Raw genomic sequence first — 19829 nt, forward strand, 5'->3', positions numbered from 1 at the left:
TTCTTACTTCAGGATTCATAATAACTCGAGTCGATGAATTGGAAAGGGACACTAATGCAGTAGACAATTTACCTTCAATGTTTGCTGTGATGGGCAAAAAGGATCGTAATCACGATAACGGCAGCCCAAAATGAACTGCTGCCTTACATTCAACTACCATGAAAGAACGAATTTACTTTCATGCTCTGTGGTGCAAAGAAGAGATGCATTAAATGGATAACGGGGAACGTTAGTTCAATAAAACAGCAGCAGTCTAGGACTTTATTTTCTGGTCCATGGCTGCTGCTGTTCCGTTTTAGGGGCCAGTCTAATACTTGTTTTCAGAGCATGACAGTTTTGCAATTTGAAACAAGTTCTGCTCAGCTGCTTTTTTCCCAATTAGGTGTATGGTATAATATGATTATATTATTTTTTCATTTTTGCTCCTGCCAAGCGGCCTAAGGAGTCCCGTGGCTTTACAGCGAAAAGGCGTCGCTCAGACGACCGATTGATGAAATGTAGGATACGTATGCCTACTTTTCGGAATCGACCGTGTGAGGGACGCTTTTTTTTTGCGCCCACATAACGATTCGGAGGAGGATCACTCTTTTTGAGGTCCATGAGGTTTCTCGTGGCGGAACGGCATCTATTTTTGCAGTGAGTATTTGTCATTTTTCTGACGAACAAAAAATCAAATGATGGTGAAGGAGGGAAGCCCCTTTCAGGGTGAATGAAAGGGGATTTTTCCTTTTTCATTTTATCGGGGCGAATAACATGAGCAAAGTTCAATTAATGGCGATGCAACGCAAAATTGAGTCTCTGAGAAAGTTGAAAGAATGCACAGTTATCGGTGCTTTGAATCTAAAGTAAATTAAACATCATTTCTGAGGAGTTGTTTATGATGCATCAGGTATTAACTGATCGCCTTGCAGCAATACGGGAGAAAGCTGAACCGGGGTATAAGCATGTCGTTAGTGAGGATACTGTTACGGATCTTTTTTCGGATATTCGATTTTTGTTGGCCGAAGTTAGTCGCGTCCATACCGAATATACCGATTACCGTGCCTCGCATAACCTTCATGCGACTGAGATGATTGAGTTGGAGCTCAAAGATTGTGTGTATGGCCCCGGGTGCTTTATTTCGGCTTTGAAGTTAGAGATTGAGGGGTATTGCAAAAAGCACAACCTCTCACTTTCTTCCGAAGAGTATGAAGATATTGCCCAAAAGCTCACGAACAACAAAGATTTGAACGATACACTTCTGGACGTGATTACTGGTGCCATCGATGATTATCTGTTGGACCAACCGAAAACCATGCAGGCTGCATATGTTTTCGATATCAATGACAAGCGCGCTTACGAAGAAGCGATTAGTAAAGATTTTGATCGATATTATTCATATGGAAAGGGGCAGCTTTTTACGCTCCATATGGATGATCTGAGTGAAGATGAAGTAAAGGAACTTGCTACTTTGTGCGAGGATCGTTATGTTGCTGGTTTCAACGGCAACCGCGTCGTATTGTGGCGGTACTGAAGCATCATCTAAATCAAATACAAGAGAGGTGGGCGTATTTCGAGCCTGCCTTTTTTGTTGGGAGGAAAAGTCATGGTGCAGCAGCTGCAGTTTGATCTATTATATGGCGGCATTATGGAGCACCAGGCTCCAGACGTACTCGATAAGCAGGATGATGCACCAGAAGTGAACCTTGACGTTAAGCACGTTGTTTGCTACAGCGGAGGGGAGACATCGGGCATTGTTGCTTATGAAGTAGTTCGTCGTTATGGCGCCGAGAAAGTCATTTTGATCAATCACGATATTAATCCATGGGTAGAGCATTGGGACATCAAGAGGTACAAGTTGGAGTTGGCTGCACTCCTTGGTGTGGAGATCACATATGCAAATATGCCGGGATGGAATGAAAAGGATCAATTCGATGTATGCGTGGAGGCTAGGGCATTTAAGGCCGGTGTTCATCCGCTCTGCACGAATCGGTTGAAGACTGCTCCATTCCATAAATGGCTAAATGATAACTTCCCCATGGATCCCAAAACGGGACGAAGCGACGAAATCATCATTTATTATGGTTTTGAAGCAGGGGAGACGGAGCGGATCGAGCGTCGTCGCAGCATACTCCAAGACAAGGGCTACCGGAGTGCGTACCCTTTGGCGGAATGGAAGGATACCATTCGAAGCACAGGGGAAATTGGTGTTGCTCCTCCAGAGACATATCAGATCTGGAAGCACGCCAATTGCACTGGATGCTTACGAGCGGGTAAACAGCATTGGTATGTCGTTTACTGCAGGCGCCGGGATGTATGGGAGAAAGCGAAGAGAGCTGAAAGATTGATCGGATATAGCATTCTCAAAGACAGCTATCTTGAGGAACTGGAATCGAAATTTGAGGCGATGCGATTAGCCGGCGTTCAAGCCGACGAAAAGACGAGGGCAGCTACCTTTTGGGCAGCTGTAAGGAGAATATTGGGGTCGCAACCCAAAGAAGAAGAAATGGTATGCGAATTGTTCGCATGACATATCAGGGAGGACGTATTAGATGAACATGACATTGAAAAAGGTGTACCGAGTGAGTCGAAAAGAGTCTGCACCAAGAGTTTTTTTGCAGTCACTAATTTGCGAGGCAGCGAATTTTTCGAAGGGTCAGGAGTTGTTTGTTCGGGTACTCGAACATGAACAAGAGATTCATATATCAAGCAAACCTGTAGAGGATGCTATTGCATCAGTGCATGTTTCTGGGCGAATGAACAAGCTGTCCGGCAAATATCGGCCACTTGTCGATACGGCCGGCGCGAAATATGCGTCTATTATTAGTATAGAAGACAAAGTTGAAATCACGGTATACCGGGATGGGAGCCTTTCCAATGTTGTTGTTCGTCCGCTTAAATTCAATGTTCACGCAGCGACAACGATAACCACGCAAAGTGATGAACGCTTGAAGTTACTGTCTCTATGCGCAGGCGCAGGTTTTGGAACAGCCTCTTTTTTAGCGTCGGAATATTTCCGCCCAGTCATGGAGGTAGAATTTGAGGATGATTCCGCCGAAGTGCTGAAGCATAATTACCCCAATTCTCTACTCTATATCGGTGATTTACGAGATTTGCAAACCGTAGTAAAAGCCGATGTTTCGCTTGTTACACTCCCGTGTAACGAGTTCTCGAACTTAGGCAATGGGGGAGAAGGGGTATTTAATAACCTGATTATCGGTGCAGCACGCATTCTGAGAGCAGCTGATAGTCGAACTATTTTTATTGAGAACGTTCCATCCTTTTACAAGTCATCTGCATACTCGAAGCTTCAATTGGCTCTACGGGATATGTATCCGTATTGGTTGGCCCCAATTGAGATCGACAGCTACGACTGGGGCTCTATCGCTCACCGGCCGCGTGCATATTCTCTCGCATTTAAAAGTGAGGAGGATATGTTTGCATTCCAAGTTCCGCGTAAACCCCGCTTCCTACGCAAGAAACTTCGTGATTTCTTAGATGGTAAGAACAAGGGGAATGAATCTGCGTTTGAATGGAAACCGGTCGAGCGTTGGCTTGAAAGCTTCAGGTCTAAGGCAGAAAAGGGGAATTCGTGGGCAAATCGGAGCATTACTAAGACTTTTGTGAAGCCTGATGCCACGGAATTACAAACTATTCCTAAACGCTATCGTTCCCAGTCTAGTTCCAATTCATACGTTTTGTCGGATGATGAGAAGCAATTCCGTTTCCTCACAATTTCGGAGTTGAGGCGGATATTCTCGGTGCCGGAATGGTTTGAGTTCCCTAGTATTACACCACTATCAAGACAGTATGAAATGCTAGGACAAGGAATTGACGGAAACGTAATAAAAATGTTCTCGAACGCCATAGCTGAGCTCTTTTTGTTGAGTCCAAAAATAAAGAAGAACTCTACAGCAAAAGGTACAGGTCAAGAGGAATCTAAGATTCCGATGTCGATGGGAAATGACGGCCAATTATGTTTAATGCTATAATATGCCAAAACACTTCTCTTAATAGAAGGGCGCTGAAGAGATCAAGTGAGAAAGTTTCTAAAATATATTATTGCCGCTCTATTTGTTGGCGCTCTGCAGCTTTGGGGTGAAAACTCCGAAGTTGCATCGAGCTTCTTCGATAAATACATAGAGCCGATATTCGATAAGCTATCCATCCCACTTGTATGGTTCGTGATCCCTATTCTTGCTTTACGAGAGTATTATAGTAGCAGGATAAGCTCACTAGAATCAGACATGAAAAATGAAATGGAGTTGCAGATTAAGGCCAACAAACAGCTCTCTGCATACAGAAGGAAGGATTTATTCCAGAGCTTCATTACTTCGTATGTTGAGCGCGAAGATGCTGTTCAGGCAGTTCAGTTGTATAAATACTCTTTAAAGCGTAAGCTCGGTGAAATTGAAGTCAAGGTAGAGTTTGTTGACGGATACGTTCATGAAGGTATTGGGCTGAACGCACTTGTGAAAATCTATTACCATTTGGATAAAGGGATGTACAAGGAGTTTATTTCAGCGAAATCGAAATTGGACAAGCATGGAGAGATTCAACCTTTACTCAATTTTGTACGGACACACAGATCACGATTTCGCGGAATGACACCTGAGAGTGTAACTGAGAAAGAAGCAACGCAATTTGCGTTAGTCCAGCTTGTAGTAGATTTAATCGAAGGTTGGTTTAATGAGGAGTTCTATGATTCCGTAGAAATTGACCTTAATCTACAGGAAGAAACCCTGGTAAGATTAAACGAGGCAAAACGGACTGGAATTCTTCGAGCTATCCTTTTGAAGAATAGCTACTATCGTTTCTCGCATACTGGACTTGGAGAAAAGAATGGGCGTCTGTATATGGCACGTCAGGTTTTTCTTTGGGATGTAAACCATGTGTTCTTGGTGACACTGGATCCGGATATTCTTGAGGAACATGCAGCCGAAGAGCAGCTGGATCAGATTCAAAGTCGGTTTTTGAGTGGTCTACAAAACTGGTTTGAAGTGGTGTATACTAGAAATGAAGAGAATACAGGAGGTGATCAACATGAGCAGGCGGAATAATCTCAAACAAACGCAGATCAAAGCAAACGCACTCGCGCAGGCGAAAGCGCAGATACTGCAGGAATTGAAAGAGGCTGGCTTACAAGTTGCTGCAACTGGAATGAGGCCCTCTGAGATCCCTTATTATTCAAGCGTTTCTAATAAGCATAAACGTGAATTAGTTGTTAATTAGATTAAACAGAGATGAGAATGGTCCTTCGGACTGTTCTCTTTTTTTGTTTTTATGAATAACCATCTGTATACCGACAATAATGGATTCTATCAAATCTATTGGGAGGGGCAGTACAGTGGTTAATAGAAAATCAAAACAAGAATTAAAGAATGTCATAGGTTCATTAAAGAGAATGGGACTAGGAATTCAAGTAGGGAAGTCGAGCATCAAGAAACCCTATTCATCAGGTGTAGGCAAGTCCGGCAAGGGAGAGCTTCACATTCGCGATAAATAATAGGGAGTTTTTTTCGCGATGATTTTGTGATATTATTAAGCCATCTAATTTTACTTTTATTTGTCCCTGCCAGGCGGCTCAAGGGATTCCGTTGTTTTAAGAAACACTCATTGAGTGACTAAATCTGCCCAATTTTGGTAGAGAAACGTCTATTGACGTTCATTTAGTCATTGAATGAGTGTTTTTTTATTTGCACTCATATTCGAATGACAGAAGGAGGTACTGGTGTTGGGTGTTTCATTAGAACGTTTCGATCAGATGGTTTCAGAAGCGACTCTAAGCCCGGACGATGCAGTGTTGGATGAAGGGGCGATGCTTGTAATTGAGTACATGCTCACCTGCAGCAGGTTAAGTGAGATCGACTTCGACTCATTTACCTTAAAGCAGGCAGTACACGCTCTTGAACATGTCGGATGGTTTGCTTGTTATGAATCGGAAAACGAGGCAGAGGTCAATAGCAACAACATGCTGACGCAGATCAATCAGATTGCGCATATTCGGCAAATTGTTGATGGTTTGCGACCTCCGAAAAAATCTTTTATTTGAGAGGGGAATTCGTGCAAAGATGGGTAAATCTTGCGCCTATGGATCTGACACTCTATGGGAATATTATCCTACAATGGATAACATCGTGATGGCAAAAATGATGCATGACCTCGATAAGCATCTTTCGGGGTCGTGCATTTTTTCTGTCGACAACTTTCATTCCCAGACAGATTCTTTATTCTATCGTTGTATTAATCTACTATTCGATGAAGAGTTTGAGTTGGATGAAGAAGTGGATCAGGATGAACGACGTCTCGTTATCCCTGTTCCCACGATAATGGAGCTTACACCAGAAGAACAACAGGAACTCGTTGCCCCGTTGAGGTCGATCTTTTGCGATCAGTTTGAACTGGAGTTCGAAACCACGCTTGGCGATGGGGAACTACAGGTGGTTATCAAAGGCTCGTTTGGATATTCCTACGGGGCGCTGAAAGAGTTTATTCAATTCAAAATGAGATTGGATGAGAAGACGAAAGGAGTGGCTGTGGATGGACCGCATGCCTGATAATGGCCGTATTATCTTGCTTCCTGAATCGGATACGAACCTAGCCCGCGTAATCAGCAGGGAGGAAGGGTTCACCGTTAAGGATCAGAAAATTCGGATTGGGGACCTATTAAATGCGATGCTTTCAATGGTTGAACCGTTCGAGCTTACCGAACTCATCATGAAGAGTGATGATGTCGTGAGTGAAATCGTTGAGCCGGCAATTTCCAACTTGTCGGGGAAGAGCCTTTCCAAAGCCCTCGAGATGGTTTTAGAAAAAGCCGAGAAGACAGAAGATCTAGCTCTAATCGCTGATCTATTTAAGGCTGTTGCAGTAAAATTTGATCTTAGTGTACTGGACGAGAGAAGTTTTAAGGGCTTCCTCGACTATCTCTTTATGAGGGTGCAAGGAATCAAGAACGACGAGGTCTTTGCCCAAATGTTCTTGTTTTTGCTGTCTAAAGTGAAATTGGCAAGCAACCGTAATGAAGAACTTATCCGTGGCGTTCTCGGTGCATTAAAGAAATTTGAGAACGACGAGGCAAAGGAGTTCTTCAGAGGGGTCGCTGCTGAGTTTATTCCGAAGGTAAAGACGGTTTCTACACCGATCTTGCCGAAAGGAACTGTGTTATATCAGAAAGAATTCGATGGGACAAAAATCGTTGTCCTGGAGCGGGACCGGGCTAGGAGAGATGTGATCTTTCACACAACCTCATATAGCCAAGTGGGTCATCCGAAGTTGATGTTTGCTTTTAAGGTAAAACAGGGTAGGATCGTGGATTGCCAAATTGTCGCGGTTAAAGATGTCACCATTAGACCAAAGACAAAACTGTTTCGGTATCCATTTTCTAACGTCCGTTCGAGCAACAGTGCTTGTTGGCCGGATCTAGCGAATATCGAGATTCAAAATCTGTTCCAGCTTCAAAATTTGCCAGAGTTGTTCTTTAACTCACCGGCCAATAACGACCTCTTTGAAGGTGAGAACCTTCGGGAATGGTTCTATAAGCTACAGAACAAAGATTTTGATGATTCGGAACTCAAGTCACTCAATGTGAACGTTCAGGATTTCTTTGAGATGTTCAAGTCGGCTGCTGAACCCGCCGACAGTGAGATGCTGCAGGATGATGCCAATCAAACGGCAGTCGCTGTATAAATACCTTAAATTTGAGAGGAGAAACCCAAGATGGAATATATGGAGCACAATACGTTGGAGGAAGAGCAAGGATTGTTATCGGATAATGCAGTTATAGCCGAAGAGGATCAAAGTGATCAAGTATCCGATTTGGACGTTGGCTCATCAAGCACCGGATTCGATATGGTTCTGAACCCTGATGGTCAACTTTCTTTGTTCGGTCCGGATCCTGTAACGGGTGCTGTAGAAGAGAAGAAAGGCAAAGGCGCTGCAACGACAAAATCGGTATCGAAAGCAGCAGGGAAGGGATCAGTTCCAAAAACACCTCCCGCTCCGCTAAAGCCGAAATTGGAGAAGGTTCCGTTGAATGAGCCGGATTCCTGGTCTGTGCGTTTTGGCGGACAGACATACCTCATCAATACTTTGTTTGAAGAGGAAATCGCGACTGGAAAGACGGAAGCTACGCTTAATGAAATCCGCGAGAAGCTTGCAATCGATGAGGGGAATGTAGAACTCACCGAGGCTCGCGCGAAATGGGACTTTGAAAAGGAAGCGGAGAAGCTCCTTCTTCTGGATGCGTTTGGTACATCAAAGGGGTGCTACTAATGCCGGGTCTCTTCTGGAAATTGCGCGACTTTCTCAAGGCAGAAAACCGTCAGCCTAACAATATCATCGCCGGACGTGATGGACGGTTATATGAGGTTAGGGACAGTTTGTTTGGGCGGCTTGTGTTACACAGGCCGCTTTTCCCTTCCCTTGATGAAATCAAAGAGGGATTCGATTTTCAATTGCCGAAGATTCCTAGTCACTTACTATCTACCGCCATTTCTTTCTTTAAGGCATATTGCAACCGAGATGAGCAGTATGAAGTAATGGTACAAGTGTATTATGATCTTCAGACCGGCAATTATGAGCTAGACTGCCCGAAGCAAACGGTCCGGTGGGATGCCATTGAAGCTGATTGTACACAGCGGTTAAACGATCCACGTTACGTCCAGGTACTTCATATCCACTCGCATAATGCGATGCCGGCATACTTCTCTCCTAAGGACGACTCCGATGAGACGGGGTACATGCTGTATGCAGTGGTCGGTAATTTGATGGGGGAGACACCAGAGATGAAGTTGAGGGTTGGAGTAAGAGGTCAGTTTATCTCACTCTCCGTCGATTACATCTTCGACAAGCCGGATTTATGTCAAATTGCTACTTATCCAAATGAGTGGCATCAGCGCGTACATAAGTGTACCTCTATCTATAAGTACGATATTGAAACGATGATTCCACTCATGTACAAGTATTGGATCGCGGAAGCTAGTGAGCAGGAGATTTATGAAGACGCTATGATCAATCACAATTTTCCGAGAGTGCACGCTGCTGACATGGTTGAAGGAATAAAAATAACAAACCTTGATTCCTTCATTCGTGATTGCGGTCCAGCATGGGACGCCTACTTGCAAGAGGTGGAGTGATTCATAATGGCAAGAGTCTATAAATAGATTAATAAGAAATCATGGAGGGGTTAGAATGTTAGATCGATTAATTGAGATGTACTCACACGAATGGGAGGTAGTGGCGCTTTTCGGTGGCTTAGTTATTGGGTTTGCTGTATCAATATTTTTCCACGAATTTGGCCATTATCTCGCTATTTTGTCTTATCGAGGCAAACCACGGTTCGGTTATTGTGGAAGAGGATTAAAAACTAAATTCTTTGTCACTTCTGCTTTTGGTGACGATTTCTATTGGGAACTCTATAATAGAGATCGCTCGAACGCATGGATGAAACAGTTCGTAATAAGCGGATCTGGGCCACTTGCATCGTTCCTTTGCGCAGCTATCTTTTTTTGGCTTTTATTCTTTACCGCCAATATGGATATACCTTTCGTCCTATGCATTCTGTCTGGTGCATTGAGTTTCTATAATTTCGCACTATTTTCAGCAAACGCAAACATGTTTCTTGGATCTAGTTCATCTGATGGATACAAGATTAGACTGGCTCTAAAATACCGCCAGGACTTCGTTGGACATCTTGAAGAGATTGGATATCAATTTACGCCGGACCATTTGAAGGCAGAAGTTGCAAGGTTTCAAAGGATATAACAATCCATTATGTAATAGCTGCATCGTAACTAACCCACCGCGGGGTCTAATTCTTGACGACCTCGTGGAGCGGGTCGTCACGGGAGGAAACAGTATGGATAAGGATATGATGATTGCAAGTGCTACTCAATGGGCATGGGGGGTTGTGCTTGATTTTGCGAGATCCGCTTCTGTTGTTGGAGCACACGAGGATCAGGCTTTGCTCAAGCGTGTAGAAGATGCCGTTCGGCTGCTTGATTCTGCCCAAGAGAGCTTTAAGCCTGTGAAGGAGATCTTCGTATTTGTCATTATGGATAAGGGTCAGTGCAAGAAAGTGATCGTTGAACCGGACCGTATACGTTTAACGGGGCTGGCTCGATCAGCGATTGAGGGGTATTTGGCGGACAACGGATTCGGAGAAGAGGAGCTGGCTACAGAAGATGGTTATGCAAAAATTGTCCGTGTCACTCCTGGCGATGCTGACTCCGAAGAACAGATCTGGTCGTACTCCTTTGACGGTGAAGTTAGCATCAATTACGCTTTTCGTGAACTGATCTCTTGATTTACAAATAATGCCACAAAAATACGATATGTGAGAAGAAGGGCAGCTAAGCAGCTGCCCTTGTTTTTTTTCGGTATGAGTGCATTATCGGCGTTTCTTTACAGGGCGATCAGGAGCTTCGAGCTTAACATGGACCGAGAATAGTCCAACAATTTTTAGCAGCACATCTACTTTTTTAAATTTACGCATGGTATCACCTCCTTAGTGGCGCAAAAAAGAGCCGTAGCCGGTGGCAGCCGACTGGCTCTTTTTGATTCCGATTTTTAGTGGTTCTATTGTATTGCCCGCTTAAACCAAACCTTTAGCAACCTCACCTCCCAAAATAATAACCGGCATTTGAAAAAAAGTGCCCTTAAGCCCAAATAGACTACTAGCCTCAGAAAAAGCCGTCGGTATAGAAGCTAGGAGGGGACGGTTTGCTCTATAGCACCTCTCCTTGCATTTTGGTATAATGAATCCATCTCTCTTTTCTATTCTATTGCTCCTGCCACGCGGCTCAGGGAGTACTGTTGTTTTAAAATCGCTTTTCCAAAAAGCGCCATTTTACGCCCGAAGTGGGTCGAAATGGGGTTTTTGGAAAGGCGATTTTTTTTGCCTTTATAAAAAACCATTGGAAGGAGATGTGCGTATGTCACATTCGAAATTGTGGGGGGAGAATAGATGAAGACGATCTGTCTCCAGGAAAACCAGTATGTTCACTTTATGATTCGGCAGATTGGAGCTGGTGGTAACGGGGGCTACTTCTTCCGGAACTTACTACAACTCATTTCGTCTTACAAGGCTGTGAATTTATCTGAGCATAATAAGGCCTCGTTTGATATATTGATCGCCGATGGTGACGAAGTAGAAAAGAAGAATCTGAGGAACCAACTTTTTTCCATGGATGATATTTCTGAGAAGAAGGTTATTGCACTGGCAGATCGTTACGGAGGGCATTATGACGTAGATGCGAAGCGTGTGACGGAGTACGTTACCTCACTGGATTTGCTTAAGCGTCTGTTCCCAAAACCCGATAATGGCCGCCAAATTATCCCGATTCTGGTTGGAATGGTTGATAACGATCGTTCCCGCCAGCTTTTTGATGAGTTCTTTCACTCCGAGGCAGTGTCAGATTTGGTTTGGATCGATCTTGGCATTGAAGGAATGAAGGAATATAAGCGTCCGAATTCGGAGGAGAAGAAGATCATGATCGAAAGTGGGTTTGGCGGACAATGTGTAATCGGGCTGAAATGGGGCGGGCAAGTAATTTGTCCTCCTGTGACCAGGGTGTACCCGAACATTTTAGAAAACGATCACACTGCTTTCCCAGGTCAATCCTGCGGTGAGTTGTTGCCTGAAAATCCGCAGCGGATTATGACCAATCAATTTGCTGCACAGGTTGCTTCCATGGTGATGAATAATCTCTTTCATACCAAGAGCATTTACGCTTCCGTAATCAATTTCAATGCTCAATTCGGGCAAATGAAGCCAACGTTTTTGACTTCTGATCAAGTCAATGACTTCGAGAGAGCAAAGAAGGAAAGGGTGACAGCATGACGTCAACCATAGCACAATTACCTGCATTTTGTCTTGGTGAGTTGGTAGAGATTAAGTGCACTGATAGGACAAGTGAATGGGCGGTTTTATTTCGCAGTTGGGCGCAGCTACCTAGTGGAGAATACCATTTGGAAGGCTTTCGTTTCGACGTGGAGGACAATCCAATTGTATATATCAGCGTCGATTCGATTGAATCTATCAATGGTTTATCGCTACTGACGAACGAATGGTGATCTCACGAGGATATGTAAATAGAACAGAATAGAGAGGAGGCATCGCCCTCTGGCTTTGTAAGTAGGAGCTGGAGTTGGCGATGCCAACTCTCGCTTCTGCTTTAAGGCCACGGCGAGTGGGAATGGACGTAAAATTTGAATTTGTTCCGACTAACCACCGAATTGCCATTGAAGAAAACCTGAGGAAACCCAATAATGTCTCCCGAAGGATATGGTCATATCTTAAGGAGGAATCCTGGGATTTCAGAGGTGTGGTGCGGGAGCACAGTGCCATTTTTTCAAAAGGATCGGATTATATGGCTCTGCATCACTTTTTGAATGAAATGCCAGTCGGGGACCTAATGGGTTACGCGACTGATATTCTCTGGAATGAGGCCCTCTCATGTGCTGAACCGGCAGGAGAGTTTCTCGCCCACATGGAGAGCAACGGGTATGTTATTCGCTTGCCGTATCAAGCTTGGATTGACGATTGGAGCAACGCTATCTTATCCCGCATGATCCCAGGCATCGAGCGTAATTGGCATGGTTTTTCGCCAAAACACAAGCTCCTCTGCTGGATCACGGACGGAAAAGATTATTTTCTGGCAGAATTCTTCTTCGATTTCCCGCTCCCGCCGTATGGCGTAGGTGAACCGCTTCCTTGGCCTTCGCTGGATGAGTGTTCGGAAGTGGTAAAAATGGATCTCTTCGATTATTTTGGTTTGGATCTCCCGAAACCGTCTAAGAATGTAACAGAAGGCGAAGCGTTTGAGATCGCAGATGAAGTGGATGAAGAGATGCTGGAAGAGTCGTTTGAGGTCATCGAACATTGCATGAATTCGTTTGAACATGTATTGATTGCATACTCCGGCGGCAAGGACAGCCACACGTGCCTGCAAATGGCGATCAGATATAAGATGAGACATCCAGATTGCAGCACGAAGATTTCCGTCATAAGTGCCGATACGCTAATTGAGAACCCTCTGCTTATTGAACATGTTTACAAAGTGAAGGAGCGGGTTGAATCATTAGAACTCGACATCGATTTCCGAGTTGTCACTCCAGACTTGGAGGATACCTTCCACGTTTGCGTGTTTGGTAAGGGTTATACGCCGCCGAGTTCCTTGAATCGCTGGTGCGTGGATCGACTAAAAAAGTCGCCTGCAGATGAAGTTCTCGAAGAATTTGCAGCATACTATGCCGAAAGTACCGGTGATCAAATTGTTTTGCTTATCGGTACGCGGAGCAAAGAGAGCAGCAACCGGTCCCGAAGTGTTTCCAAGTACTTCGGCGATGAGTTCTTCGGGGAGCATTCAATCTCAGGGATAAAGACTTGCGCGCCAATAAAGCGTTGGTCGGCACGTGATGTGATTACCTATTTGGTGAGGTATGAGGCCCCTTGGGGAGATTACGGAAATTTCAATCTTATCAACCTGTATGGCTCGGCCGCGGGGGGATGGGAAGAGTGTCCGATCGGAGCTGCAATGTCCGATATAAACGATGGAGTGTCAGCCTGTACGAGCTCAAATTCAGCAAGAATGGGCTGCGTCTTGTGCTCGGTGGTACGGCAGGACACCTCACTTGAAAATATGGCTAAGGATTACCCCGAACAGTTGGTGCCTTTCGTCATCATGCGGAAGGTGCTCAAGGCAGCCCAAGAAATCCGCTACGGATCTTTGACCGGTTATAAACGGGAAAGAAAAGGCTCGAAAGCGATAGCTGACGGTTATTATATGCAGGGTCTGCTTTCAAGCGGGCTCGGCGATTTGACGCTGGATGTCCGGGTACTGTTACTCGAAAAAATGCATGATTTGGGTTTAAAGATTCCTCAGAAGGAAGTGTTTCAGATTTACAGGGAGGTTCGACAGCGGGAATTTTCCGAAGGCATCGCGCTAAGTGGCAGATTCCAAGATGCTTTGTTCGCATTCCTCCTGGTTCATCCCGGTTATTTTGAAACATCGTTTTCGCCAATCTGGGACCCGTGGGGCTGCGGTGTGGACACCTTTTCTGAAGAGGACTTAAAAGCCATAGAGCGAATCACAATGGCACATAGGGAGCGGGCAAATATGGAAGAAGAGAAGCAAGTAGAACAACTTGTGTTATTTATCCTGCCCGAAGCGATCTGATTGAGGGGAGAGAGGCATCATGTTGCTTGAATATCAGTGGTATCATGAATTGGTTAAGGCTAAAAAGAGCGATCCGAATAAGTCGTCGTCGGGTAAAGGCAAGCCACTTGAATCAAATGAAATGACTACCGCACCGTAAAGTGAAAATAAGAAAGCGACGGGGATATGTATTCCCGTCGCTTTCTTTTATCTTAATAAGTCAACTGCACTGGTGAGTGCAATTGTTTTCACAAACGAAGCAACCTTTTATGGATGCTCGTGTAATGATGATAGTTCATGATAGTTGGACGAAAAGCAGCAATTAGAAACCTTCAAAGAAATCCTCTGTCATCGTTATTGAATGATTGTCATCGATATCAAGACTTTTAATTGTATCACGATACCCATGAACAATTTCTTTAATTAACATATTTTCAATTCTAACTTTTTCAATAGCTGCTTTCTTCCAACCTTCATCATGAACAGTAGACTCCTCTAGATAAATAAGCATTTCATATTGAAAGAGAAGATTTAATAGTTGCGGTCGTGCCAATCCTCTATTTGTATCATTAAGCACTTTTAAGAAATTCTTACGATCTAATTCCCCAATCTCTTCTCTTACTTCACTGGACATGGTCGCTCCAGAAAAGTTCAAAGTCTCCTTTGATGTCTCTTTTACTAATGTTATTATTGGTGCATCTTCGCGCTTTATGTGGGCGAGACGAATCTTTCTTAAGGTTTCTTGCTTTACTAATAAACCGTATAAGGGGGCGTAAACCTCATTCAAACGTCTTATAAAGATATCTCTATTTTTCTCATATATATATTTTCTCCAAGTCACTCCAGCAGTGATGAACCCACCTATCAACCCAACCAGATTTAATGCGCTTAATATCAGACTAATAGACCACACCCAATTTGTATTTGTTGATGCCTGGATAACATTAACATTTGCAGCGAGTAAAAACATGTGACACTCTCCTTTATATTGAGTAAAATCCACGATTGGCATCACGAAAAAGGCCGGGGATGCTTACCTCTGTCCTTACTTGTGCACTGCTTCCGCAACCCTCAAATAATAACGTTAATTGTAAAATGTTGTCAACTTTTTTTTATAAGGAATCAGTTTTTGATATTTAACAGGAGATCGGGGTTTTTCTCGTTTAATACATTTAGATGAGCTAACTTGCGAGTCGGTGATCCGCACTGGTATATCGCTAAATGTGTCAATTAGGCTAAGCAGCAAGTCAGAGCTACGTTGATAGAATCTTACGCGATGTTCGATAATAATCGACATAAAATGACGTTTTACCACCATTTACTAATAACTCCACGGATGGTAGCATGTGGATATGTAAGAATCTTGTAATATAAATATAGCGAGGTGAGTCAGTCTTTCATTGCGAGGCAAAGGGCTTATCATTCATTTTAGGAGGAGTATACTTGAATTTTAAAAAGTCAGTTACATTGCTTCTGATTACAACTTTAATTTTTGTTTTAACATTGACAACATTTGATGTAAACAAAGGGTCTGCAGAACAATCTGATCGAGAATTAGAAGGTACATATTTATCAGCTGCAAAGAAAATAATAGGAGATATTAATGATAGTGGATCATTTTATATTGACCGTAAAAACGGGTTTAAACTTGTATTAGCCTTGTCCAAAGATGATGAAAAGTTAAAATTAATACAAGAAAAACTCAAGAATGTAATTCCATCAGATATCCTGGAAATTAAGGGTAAGGACAAACATAAATATTCAACCAATGAATTATTGAATATCAATAAGTATATATTTGATCATTTAGATGAAATAAAGAAAGATGGTACAAATATTGTCGCAAGTTATATTGATGAGGTGCTAGATAAAGTAATTGTAGAGGCAAAATTAATGCCTGATTCCACCAAAAAATCTCTTGAACTGTTATTCGGAAATGCAATTGATATTCGAATTGATGAATCATTTTCAGACATGATTGATACCGTTGCTTCAAGAACTGGAAATAATACGGTTCTTGGTGGAGGAATCGGTATTGTTAGGAGCGGAGGTTGTTCGACAGCAGCTACTGGGTACGATGGGAATAATAAAAAGTATATTATTACAGCAGGTCATTGCATGTTAGGAACCGGTTCAACAGTGAAACAGTACACTACTACTGTCGGTGTTGATTATGCTACGGCGTATGTAAATGGCGGCCAAGATATTGGTCTCGTTCAAATTACAGATACTACGAGAAAAATTAGTAGTTTGGTATTAAAGAATGGTGCAACAGATTATGACGCGAAGTTTACGAGTACTGGTTCTGTAACTCAAGGGCAAACTGTATGCAAAGCTGGTTTAGCAACCAACTATACTTGCAGTACTGTACTGAGTACATCATACACTAGTATGAATCCAACTACTGGTGTTGATCTACCTGACCAGATTAAAATAGCTAATCCCAACTGGACATTCCAAAATGAAGGAGATAGTGGAGCCACTTTATGGAGTGGAGAAGTGTTACATGGTGTTATGTCACGGAAATCAAGTACTCAGGATGCTAACGCTTTTGCCACCGCTAGCAAAATATCGTACTTTTCATATTATTGGCCATCGATTAATATTTACTTATCTGCTACTCCATATTAGGATAAATTAATAGATTTTTGGAGAAAAGGGGGGGATAAGATGCGAATTTCAGTCGTCGTGTTAATGTTTATCAGTTTGCTTGGTATCACGGCTTGTAACAAACAGAATGAAGCTGTCGAACCGCAGCCTGTAAAAGCTACTTACACGGGTTACATCACAAAAAAAACCCCTGATCGAATTCTTGTAGCTTCAGAAACGAAAATGACCGGTAGCGAGATGTACGGGGCCATATGGCTTGGATCCTCCGACGACAGCCTTGTTATCGGACAACACGTAGAGGCTACTTTGGAAGGAGATATCGATTCCTCCTACCCTGGCGTCGGATCCGCAAGCAGCGTTGTCGTCTTACCTATTTCGATATCGGGCGAAGCAAAATTAAAACCTGAGCAAGCGCTAGCATTGGCCATCTCTAGTAAATCCGATATGTTAGTTCCAATTATCACGAAAATTACTTACGAGGGGACTACAAAAAAATGGATGATTGGTATAATGGACGGCCTGGCTCCTAAACCGAGCGAAGAGATTGTTACTATTAACGATGAAGAAGTGGAAGGCAAGTAAGGGAATTAACACTGCGGCTTCTTTTAATACTGGAATAAGAAGCTTAAAGTCAATCTAATATGAACTTTGAAAAAAGAAGGCGCCTAAGGTGCGCGCCTTCTTTTTTGCTATTTTTGGTTCTTGCGCTGTACTTCCATTTTCTCGAACGCCGCAGTGTGGGGCTTCATTGACATAATCCTATTGATTTCCTGCTTGCTAAGTTTTACAAACCCGTACTGCCGGCGTTCTTCCGGTTTCAGGTCTTCGTATAGCCGTGTCATGGGTTGTGACCCTCCTTAGAAAAATGCCAACTGTCCCGTCTTTTCTTCGATTAAACTTAATGCCTGGTCTATTATTTCCTCCGTATGTGGATGTGGTGACTTGTCGAGTTCATCTAACCATGTTTTACGTCGGGCAAGGAATTCTTCGTTGGACTTCTGATATTTTCGGATTTGTTCCATTGTGTATTTGTTCATGTTACCGAACGGTGGGTTGGACGCTACTACCTCAAACTTCAGGTTCCGAGCCTGGGCTTTCACGATCTCTAGCTTCATTCCGGCAGGCATCTCCGACCATGGGATAGTCATGAATTCCCACTCACACTTGAGGGCGCTGTTCTTCTGCAGATCAAGTGGCTGAACATAGATTTCAACACGCTCCTTGTTTTCTGAGAAGATATCTGCGGGAGCGACATATTCTCCAAGCAAACTGTCCCCAAGGTAGATACGGCTGTTGGTGTTAAATTCATAGTAGCGGTGAATCCGCATTTCTTCCTCGGAAAAATGAAGTCCTATAATCGGATGAGGTACATATAGGAGCCAGGGCTGGTATAAAAATGCCTGGATGCTCGCGGCTTTCACCATCGCAGGGTTATAGTCCGCTCCAACGAGGTTCAAGTTGTCGGAAGTAAGCAGCATCGCTCCCGCTCCAAGGCATGGTTCAAAAACACATTCGCTTCGCCGAGAAGGATCGCCACTATCTCTGCCACCTAACATTTTCATGATAGCCATTGTAACGTTTAATGGCGTTGGATATCCGCCAACTCCGGACTGCCCCGAGTAATCAATTAAAAAATTGGAGAGATAGTCGCTTGGATAGAGTAGCATAAGGGAGATATCGAAGGTTTCGTACCAATGTCGCCATGTCCTCTCGTTGATGTTCGGTTTTTCGAACCAACCGATCCCTAGTCCGTATCCAAGCCATTCCATGAAATCATGACCGCTGTATCCGTTACTATAAGCTTGATCCATGCACTTGCTTAGCATTTTCTTAACTTGCTCAGCCCCATCAAACATACTGAACGGGCAATCTGGAATAATATCCGAGGTGAATTCGAAACGTTGGTTGTTCAGTATGTTAAGCCATGCGCTCCATCGGCCACGGATTATTGTCTCAAGTTTCATCGCCATGCCGCGATTCCATCCGAAATGTTGGCTTAATGCTACATCATGCGCCGGCTCTATGTATAGAGGCGAACGTTCGATCTGAGAGACAAGGGCGTTCTTCAATAACCGTTCTTCTGGTTTATAGCTTTGGAGGAATTTATCGATCGCGCCTTCCTTGATGCGATCTTTCTTCCGGCTGCCGCGAACCACTTCTAAACCTTTTTCCACGTCTTTCTCATCATGCTCCAATATATCAAATATCTTCCGCGCTACCTGCATTGCTCGCTCCCCCTTTAGGAATACATGTATTCTGCTCTCTTGATATGCCGTTCCCCTTCGAACCATTCGAAAGGGGAAATGATGTCTTGTAGTTCCCATTCATGAATCGTCGGATCGTGGAGCTGCCCGATGCCGAGCCTTCGCATGGCTTCATCAGCATGGCTGACGTAATTCTGTAGACTAACGGCCTGCTGATGGAACCAGTGGGCATCCGTCCATTCACCAGAGGCCAATGCGATTTGGATCGATTCTTGAGCATCTTTTAAATCTCTAACGGTATTAAGCTTCTGCATGGCCAAATAGTTCTTTTCCATCGAGATTTGAAATAGTGCCAGCCCGCGCCGCTTACTTTTACCGATCTTCTTCCATCCTGCTCGTTTGAAGCAATATCCCGGTATTTCACTGATTACCTTCTGCTCGTTCACGTATGTAATAAAGCCGTCTCGGGGAATTTGGCCGCCCCATTCACAGACGGTGGCAAAAATCGCCCATTTGATTAGCTCAGAGCTGAGGTGATCGGATTCGTTCCTGAAGATCGTACACTCGAAGGCTACATGACCATCGTCCCGAATCCCGCTCCAAGTAACCCATACCGCTTTGGCATCAACAGTCCGCAGCACGAGGTTCCGGCCGGGACGGGTAAACTGTTTCGAGCCTACTTTCTGACGACTATAATGGCGGTCGGCGAGTTCCCTGCAATCCTGATCGCCTTTGTTTGTGATGAGCCAGGGTCCGTATTTCTGATATAGGTTGAAACATAATTGGGTCATGAGATTCCCTCCAACGTCCTCTATATATTTATTGTAGAGGAGGGGAGACGTGGGGACGAATTTTGAAAGGGCCTATTTTCACAGTG

At 43.8% G+C, this 19829-nt stretch carries 21 protein-coding genes; 17 read left to right on the top strand and 4 right to left on the bottom strand.

Annotated elements, in window-relative coordinates:
- The first annotated feature begins 877 nt into the window (after positions 1-877).
- The 15 genes from AC0YNS_RS26050 (at position 878) to AC0YNS_RS26120 (ending at position 14159) form a co-directional block, all read left to right on the top strand.
- Complete coding sequence (locus tag AC0YNS_RS26050; RefSeq protein WP_475783853.1) at positions 878-1513, top strand: hypothetical protein; 636 nt, start codon at positions 878-880, stop codon at positions 1511-1513.
- Positions 1514-1585: 72 nt separating this feature from the next.
- Positions 1586-2509: a hypothetical protein gene (locus AC0YNS_RS26055; RefSeq protein WP_475783854.1), complete on the top strand. Its 924-nt coding sequence runs from the start codon at positions 1586-1588 to the stop codon at positions 2507-2509.
- 22 nt (positions 2510-2531) lie between these two features.
- A complete protein-coding gene (locus tag AC0YNS_RS26060) occupies positions 2532-3971 on the top strand; it encodes a DNA cytosine methyltransferase (RefSeq protein ID WP_475783855.1) in 1440 nt (479 codons plus the stop codon).
- Positions 3972-4016: 45 nt separating this feature from the next.
- The gene (locus tag AC0YNS_RS26065; RefSeq protein ID WP_475783856.1) at positions 4017-5039 is read left to right on the top strand and encodes a hypothetical protein; all 1023 of its coding nucleotides are present in this window, start codon (positions 4017-4019) and stop codon (positions 5037-5039) included.
- Positions 5023-5211 (top strand): hypothetical protein, encoded by a 189-nt coding sequence (locus AC0YNS_RS26070; RefSeq protein WP_475783857.1) that lies wholly within the window; start codon positions 5023-5025, stop codon positions 5209-5211. Before AC0YNS_RS26065 ends, AC0YNS_RS26070 begins: the two co-directional genes overlap by 17 nt.
- A gap of 115 nt (positions 5212-5326) precedes the next feature.
- Positions 5327-5485 carry a hypothetical protein gene (locus AC0YNS_RS26075; RefSeq protein ID WP_475783858.1) on the top strand — a complete coding sequence of 53 codons (159 nt, stop codon included), beginning with the start codon at positions 5327-5329 and terminating at the stop codon, positions 5483-5485.
- A gap of 228 nt (positions 5486-5713) precedes the next feature.
- Positions 5714-6031: a hypothetical protein gene (locus AC0YNS_RS26080; protein ID WP_475783859.1), complete on the top strand. Its 318-nt coding sequence runs from the start codon at positions 5714-5716 to the stop codon at positions 6029-6031.
- 73 nt (positions 6032-6104) lie between these two features.
- Complete coding sequence (locus tag AC0YNS_RS26085) at positions 6105-6536, top strand: hypothetical protein (protein ID WP_475783860.1); 432 nt, start codon at positions 6105-6107, stop codon at positions 6534-6536.
- Complete coding sequence (locus tag AC0YNS_RS26090; RefSeq protein ID WP_475783861.1) at positions 6520-7668, top strand: hypothetical protein; 1149 nt, start codon at positions 6520-6522, stop codon at positions 7666-7668. The genes AC0YNS_RS26085 and AC0YNS_RS26090 overlap by 17 nt, the downstream gene beginning before the upstream one ends.
- A gap of 30 nt (positions 7669-7698) precedes the next feature.
- The gene (locus AC0YNS_RS26095) at positions 7699-8253 is read left to right on the top strand and encodes a hypothetical protein (protein WP_475783862.1); all 555 of its coding nucleotides are present in this window, start codon (positions 7699-7701) and stop codon (positions 8251-8253) included.
- Entirely contained in the window at positions 8253-9116 is an 864-nt protein-coding gene (locus tag AC0YNS_RS26100; protein ID WP_475783863.1) for a hypothetical protein, read from the top strand. Before AC0YNS_RS26095 ends, AC0YNS_RS26100 begins: the two co-directional genes overlap by 1 nt.
- Positions 9117-9171: 55 nt before the next feature.
- On the top strand, positions 9172-9744 hold the full coding sequence (locus AC0YNS_RS26105; protein ID WP_475783864.1) for a M50 family metallopeptidase: 573 nt from the start codon (positions 9172-9174) through the stop codon (positions 9742-9744).
- Between the two features lie 94 nt (positions 9745-9838).
- On the top strand, positions 9839-10285 hold the full coding sequence (locus AC0YNS_RS26110; RefSeq protein WP_475783865.1) for a hypothetical protein: 447 nt from the start codon (positions 9839-9841) through the stop codon (positions 10283-10285).
- A 660-nt stretch (positions 10286-10945) separates the two neighbouring features.
- A complete protein-coding gene (locus tag AC0YNS_RS26115; RefSeq protein ID WP_475783866.1) occupies positions 10946-11821 on the top strand; it encodes a ubiquitin-activating E1 family protein in 876 nt (291 codons plus the stop codon).
- A gap of 313 nt (positions 11822-12134) precedes the next feature.
- Positions 12135-14159 carry a phosphoadenosine phosphosulfate reductase domain-containing protein gene (locus tag AC0YNS_RS26120; protein ID WP_475784037.1) on the top strand — a complete coding sequence of 675 codons (2025 nt, stop codon included), beginning with the start codon at positions 12135-12137 and terminating at the stop codon, positions 14157-14159.
- Positions 14160-14460: 301 nt separating this feature from the next.
- Here the strand turns inward: AC0YNS_RS26120 and AC0YNS_RS26125 are convergent, their stop codons facing one another.
- Positions 14461-15108 (bottom strand): hypothetical protein, encoded by a 648-nt coding sequence (locus tag AC0YNS_RS26125; protein WP_475783867.1) that lies wholly within the window; start codon positions 15106-15108, stop codon positions 14461-14463.
- Between the two features lie 473 nt (positions 15109-15581).
- Here AC0YNS_RS26125 and AC0YNS_RS26130 point away from each other — a divergent pair, with 473 nt between their 5' ends.
- The gene (locus AC0YNS_RS26130; RefSeq protein ID WP_475783868.1) at positions 15582-16769 is read left to right on the top strand and encodes a S1 family peptidase; all 1188 of its coding nucleotides are present in this window, start codon (positions 15582-15584) and stop codon (positions 16767-16769) included.
- Between the two features lie 39 nt (positions 16770-16808).
- Entirely contained in the window at positions 16809-17330 is a 522-nt protein-coding gene (locus AC0YNS_RS26135) for a DUF3221 domain-containing protein (protein ID WP_475783869.1), read from the top strand.
- Positions 17331-17437: 107 nt separating this feature from the next.
- Here AC0YNS_RS26135 and AC0YNS_RS26140 read toward each other — a convergent pair whose 3' ends face one another.
- The 3 genes from AC0YNS_RS26140 to AC0YNS_RS26150 are packed head-to-tail and all read right to left on the bottom strand — an operon-like array spanning position 17438 to position 19743.
- Complete coding sequence (locus AC0YNS_RS26140; protein WP_475783870.1) at positions 17438-17590, bottom strand: hypothetical protein; 153 nt, start codon at positions 17588-17590, stop codon at positions 17438-17440.
- 15 nt (positions 17591-17605) lie between these two features.
- The gene (locus AC0YNS_RS26145) at positions 17606-18973 is read right to left on the bottom strand and encodes a hypothetical protein (protein ID WP_475783871.1); all 1368 of its coding nucleotides are present in this window, start codon (positions 18971-18973) and stop codon (positions 17606-17608) included.
- 14 nt (positions 18974-18987) lie between these two features.
- Positions 18988-19743, bottom strand: a complete 756-nt coding sequence (locus tag AC0YNS_RS26150) for a hypothetical protein (RefSeq protein WP_475783872.1) — start codon at positions 19741-19743, stop codon at positions 18988-18990.
- Positions 19744-19829 lie beyond the last annotated feature (86 nt).

The sequence above is a fragment of the Paenibacillus sp. J22FR21 genome, from assembly GCF_056269135.1.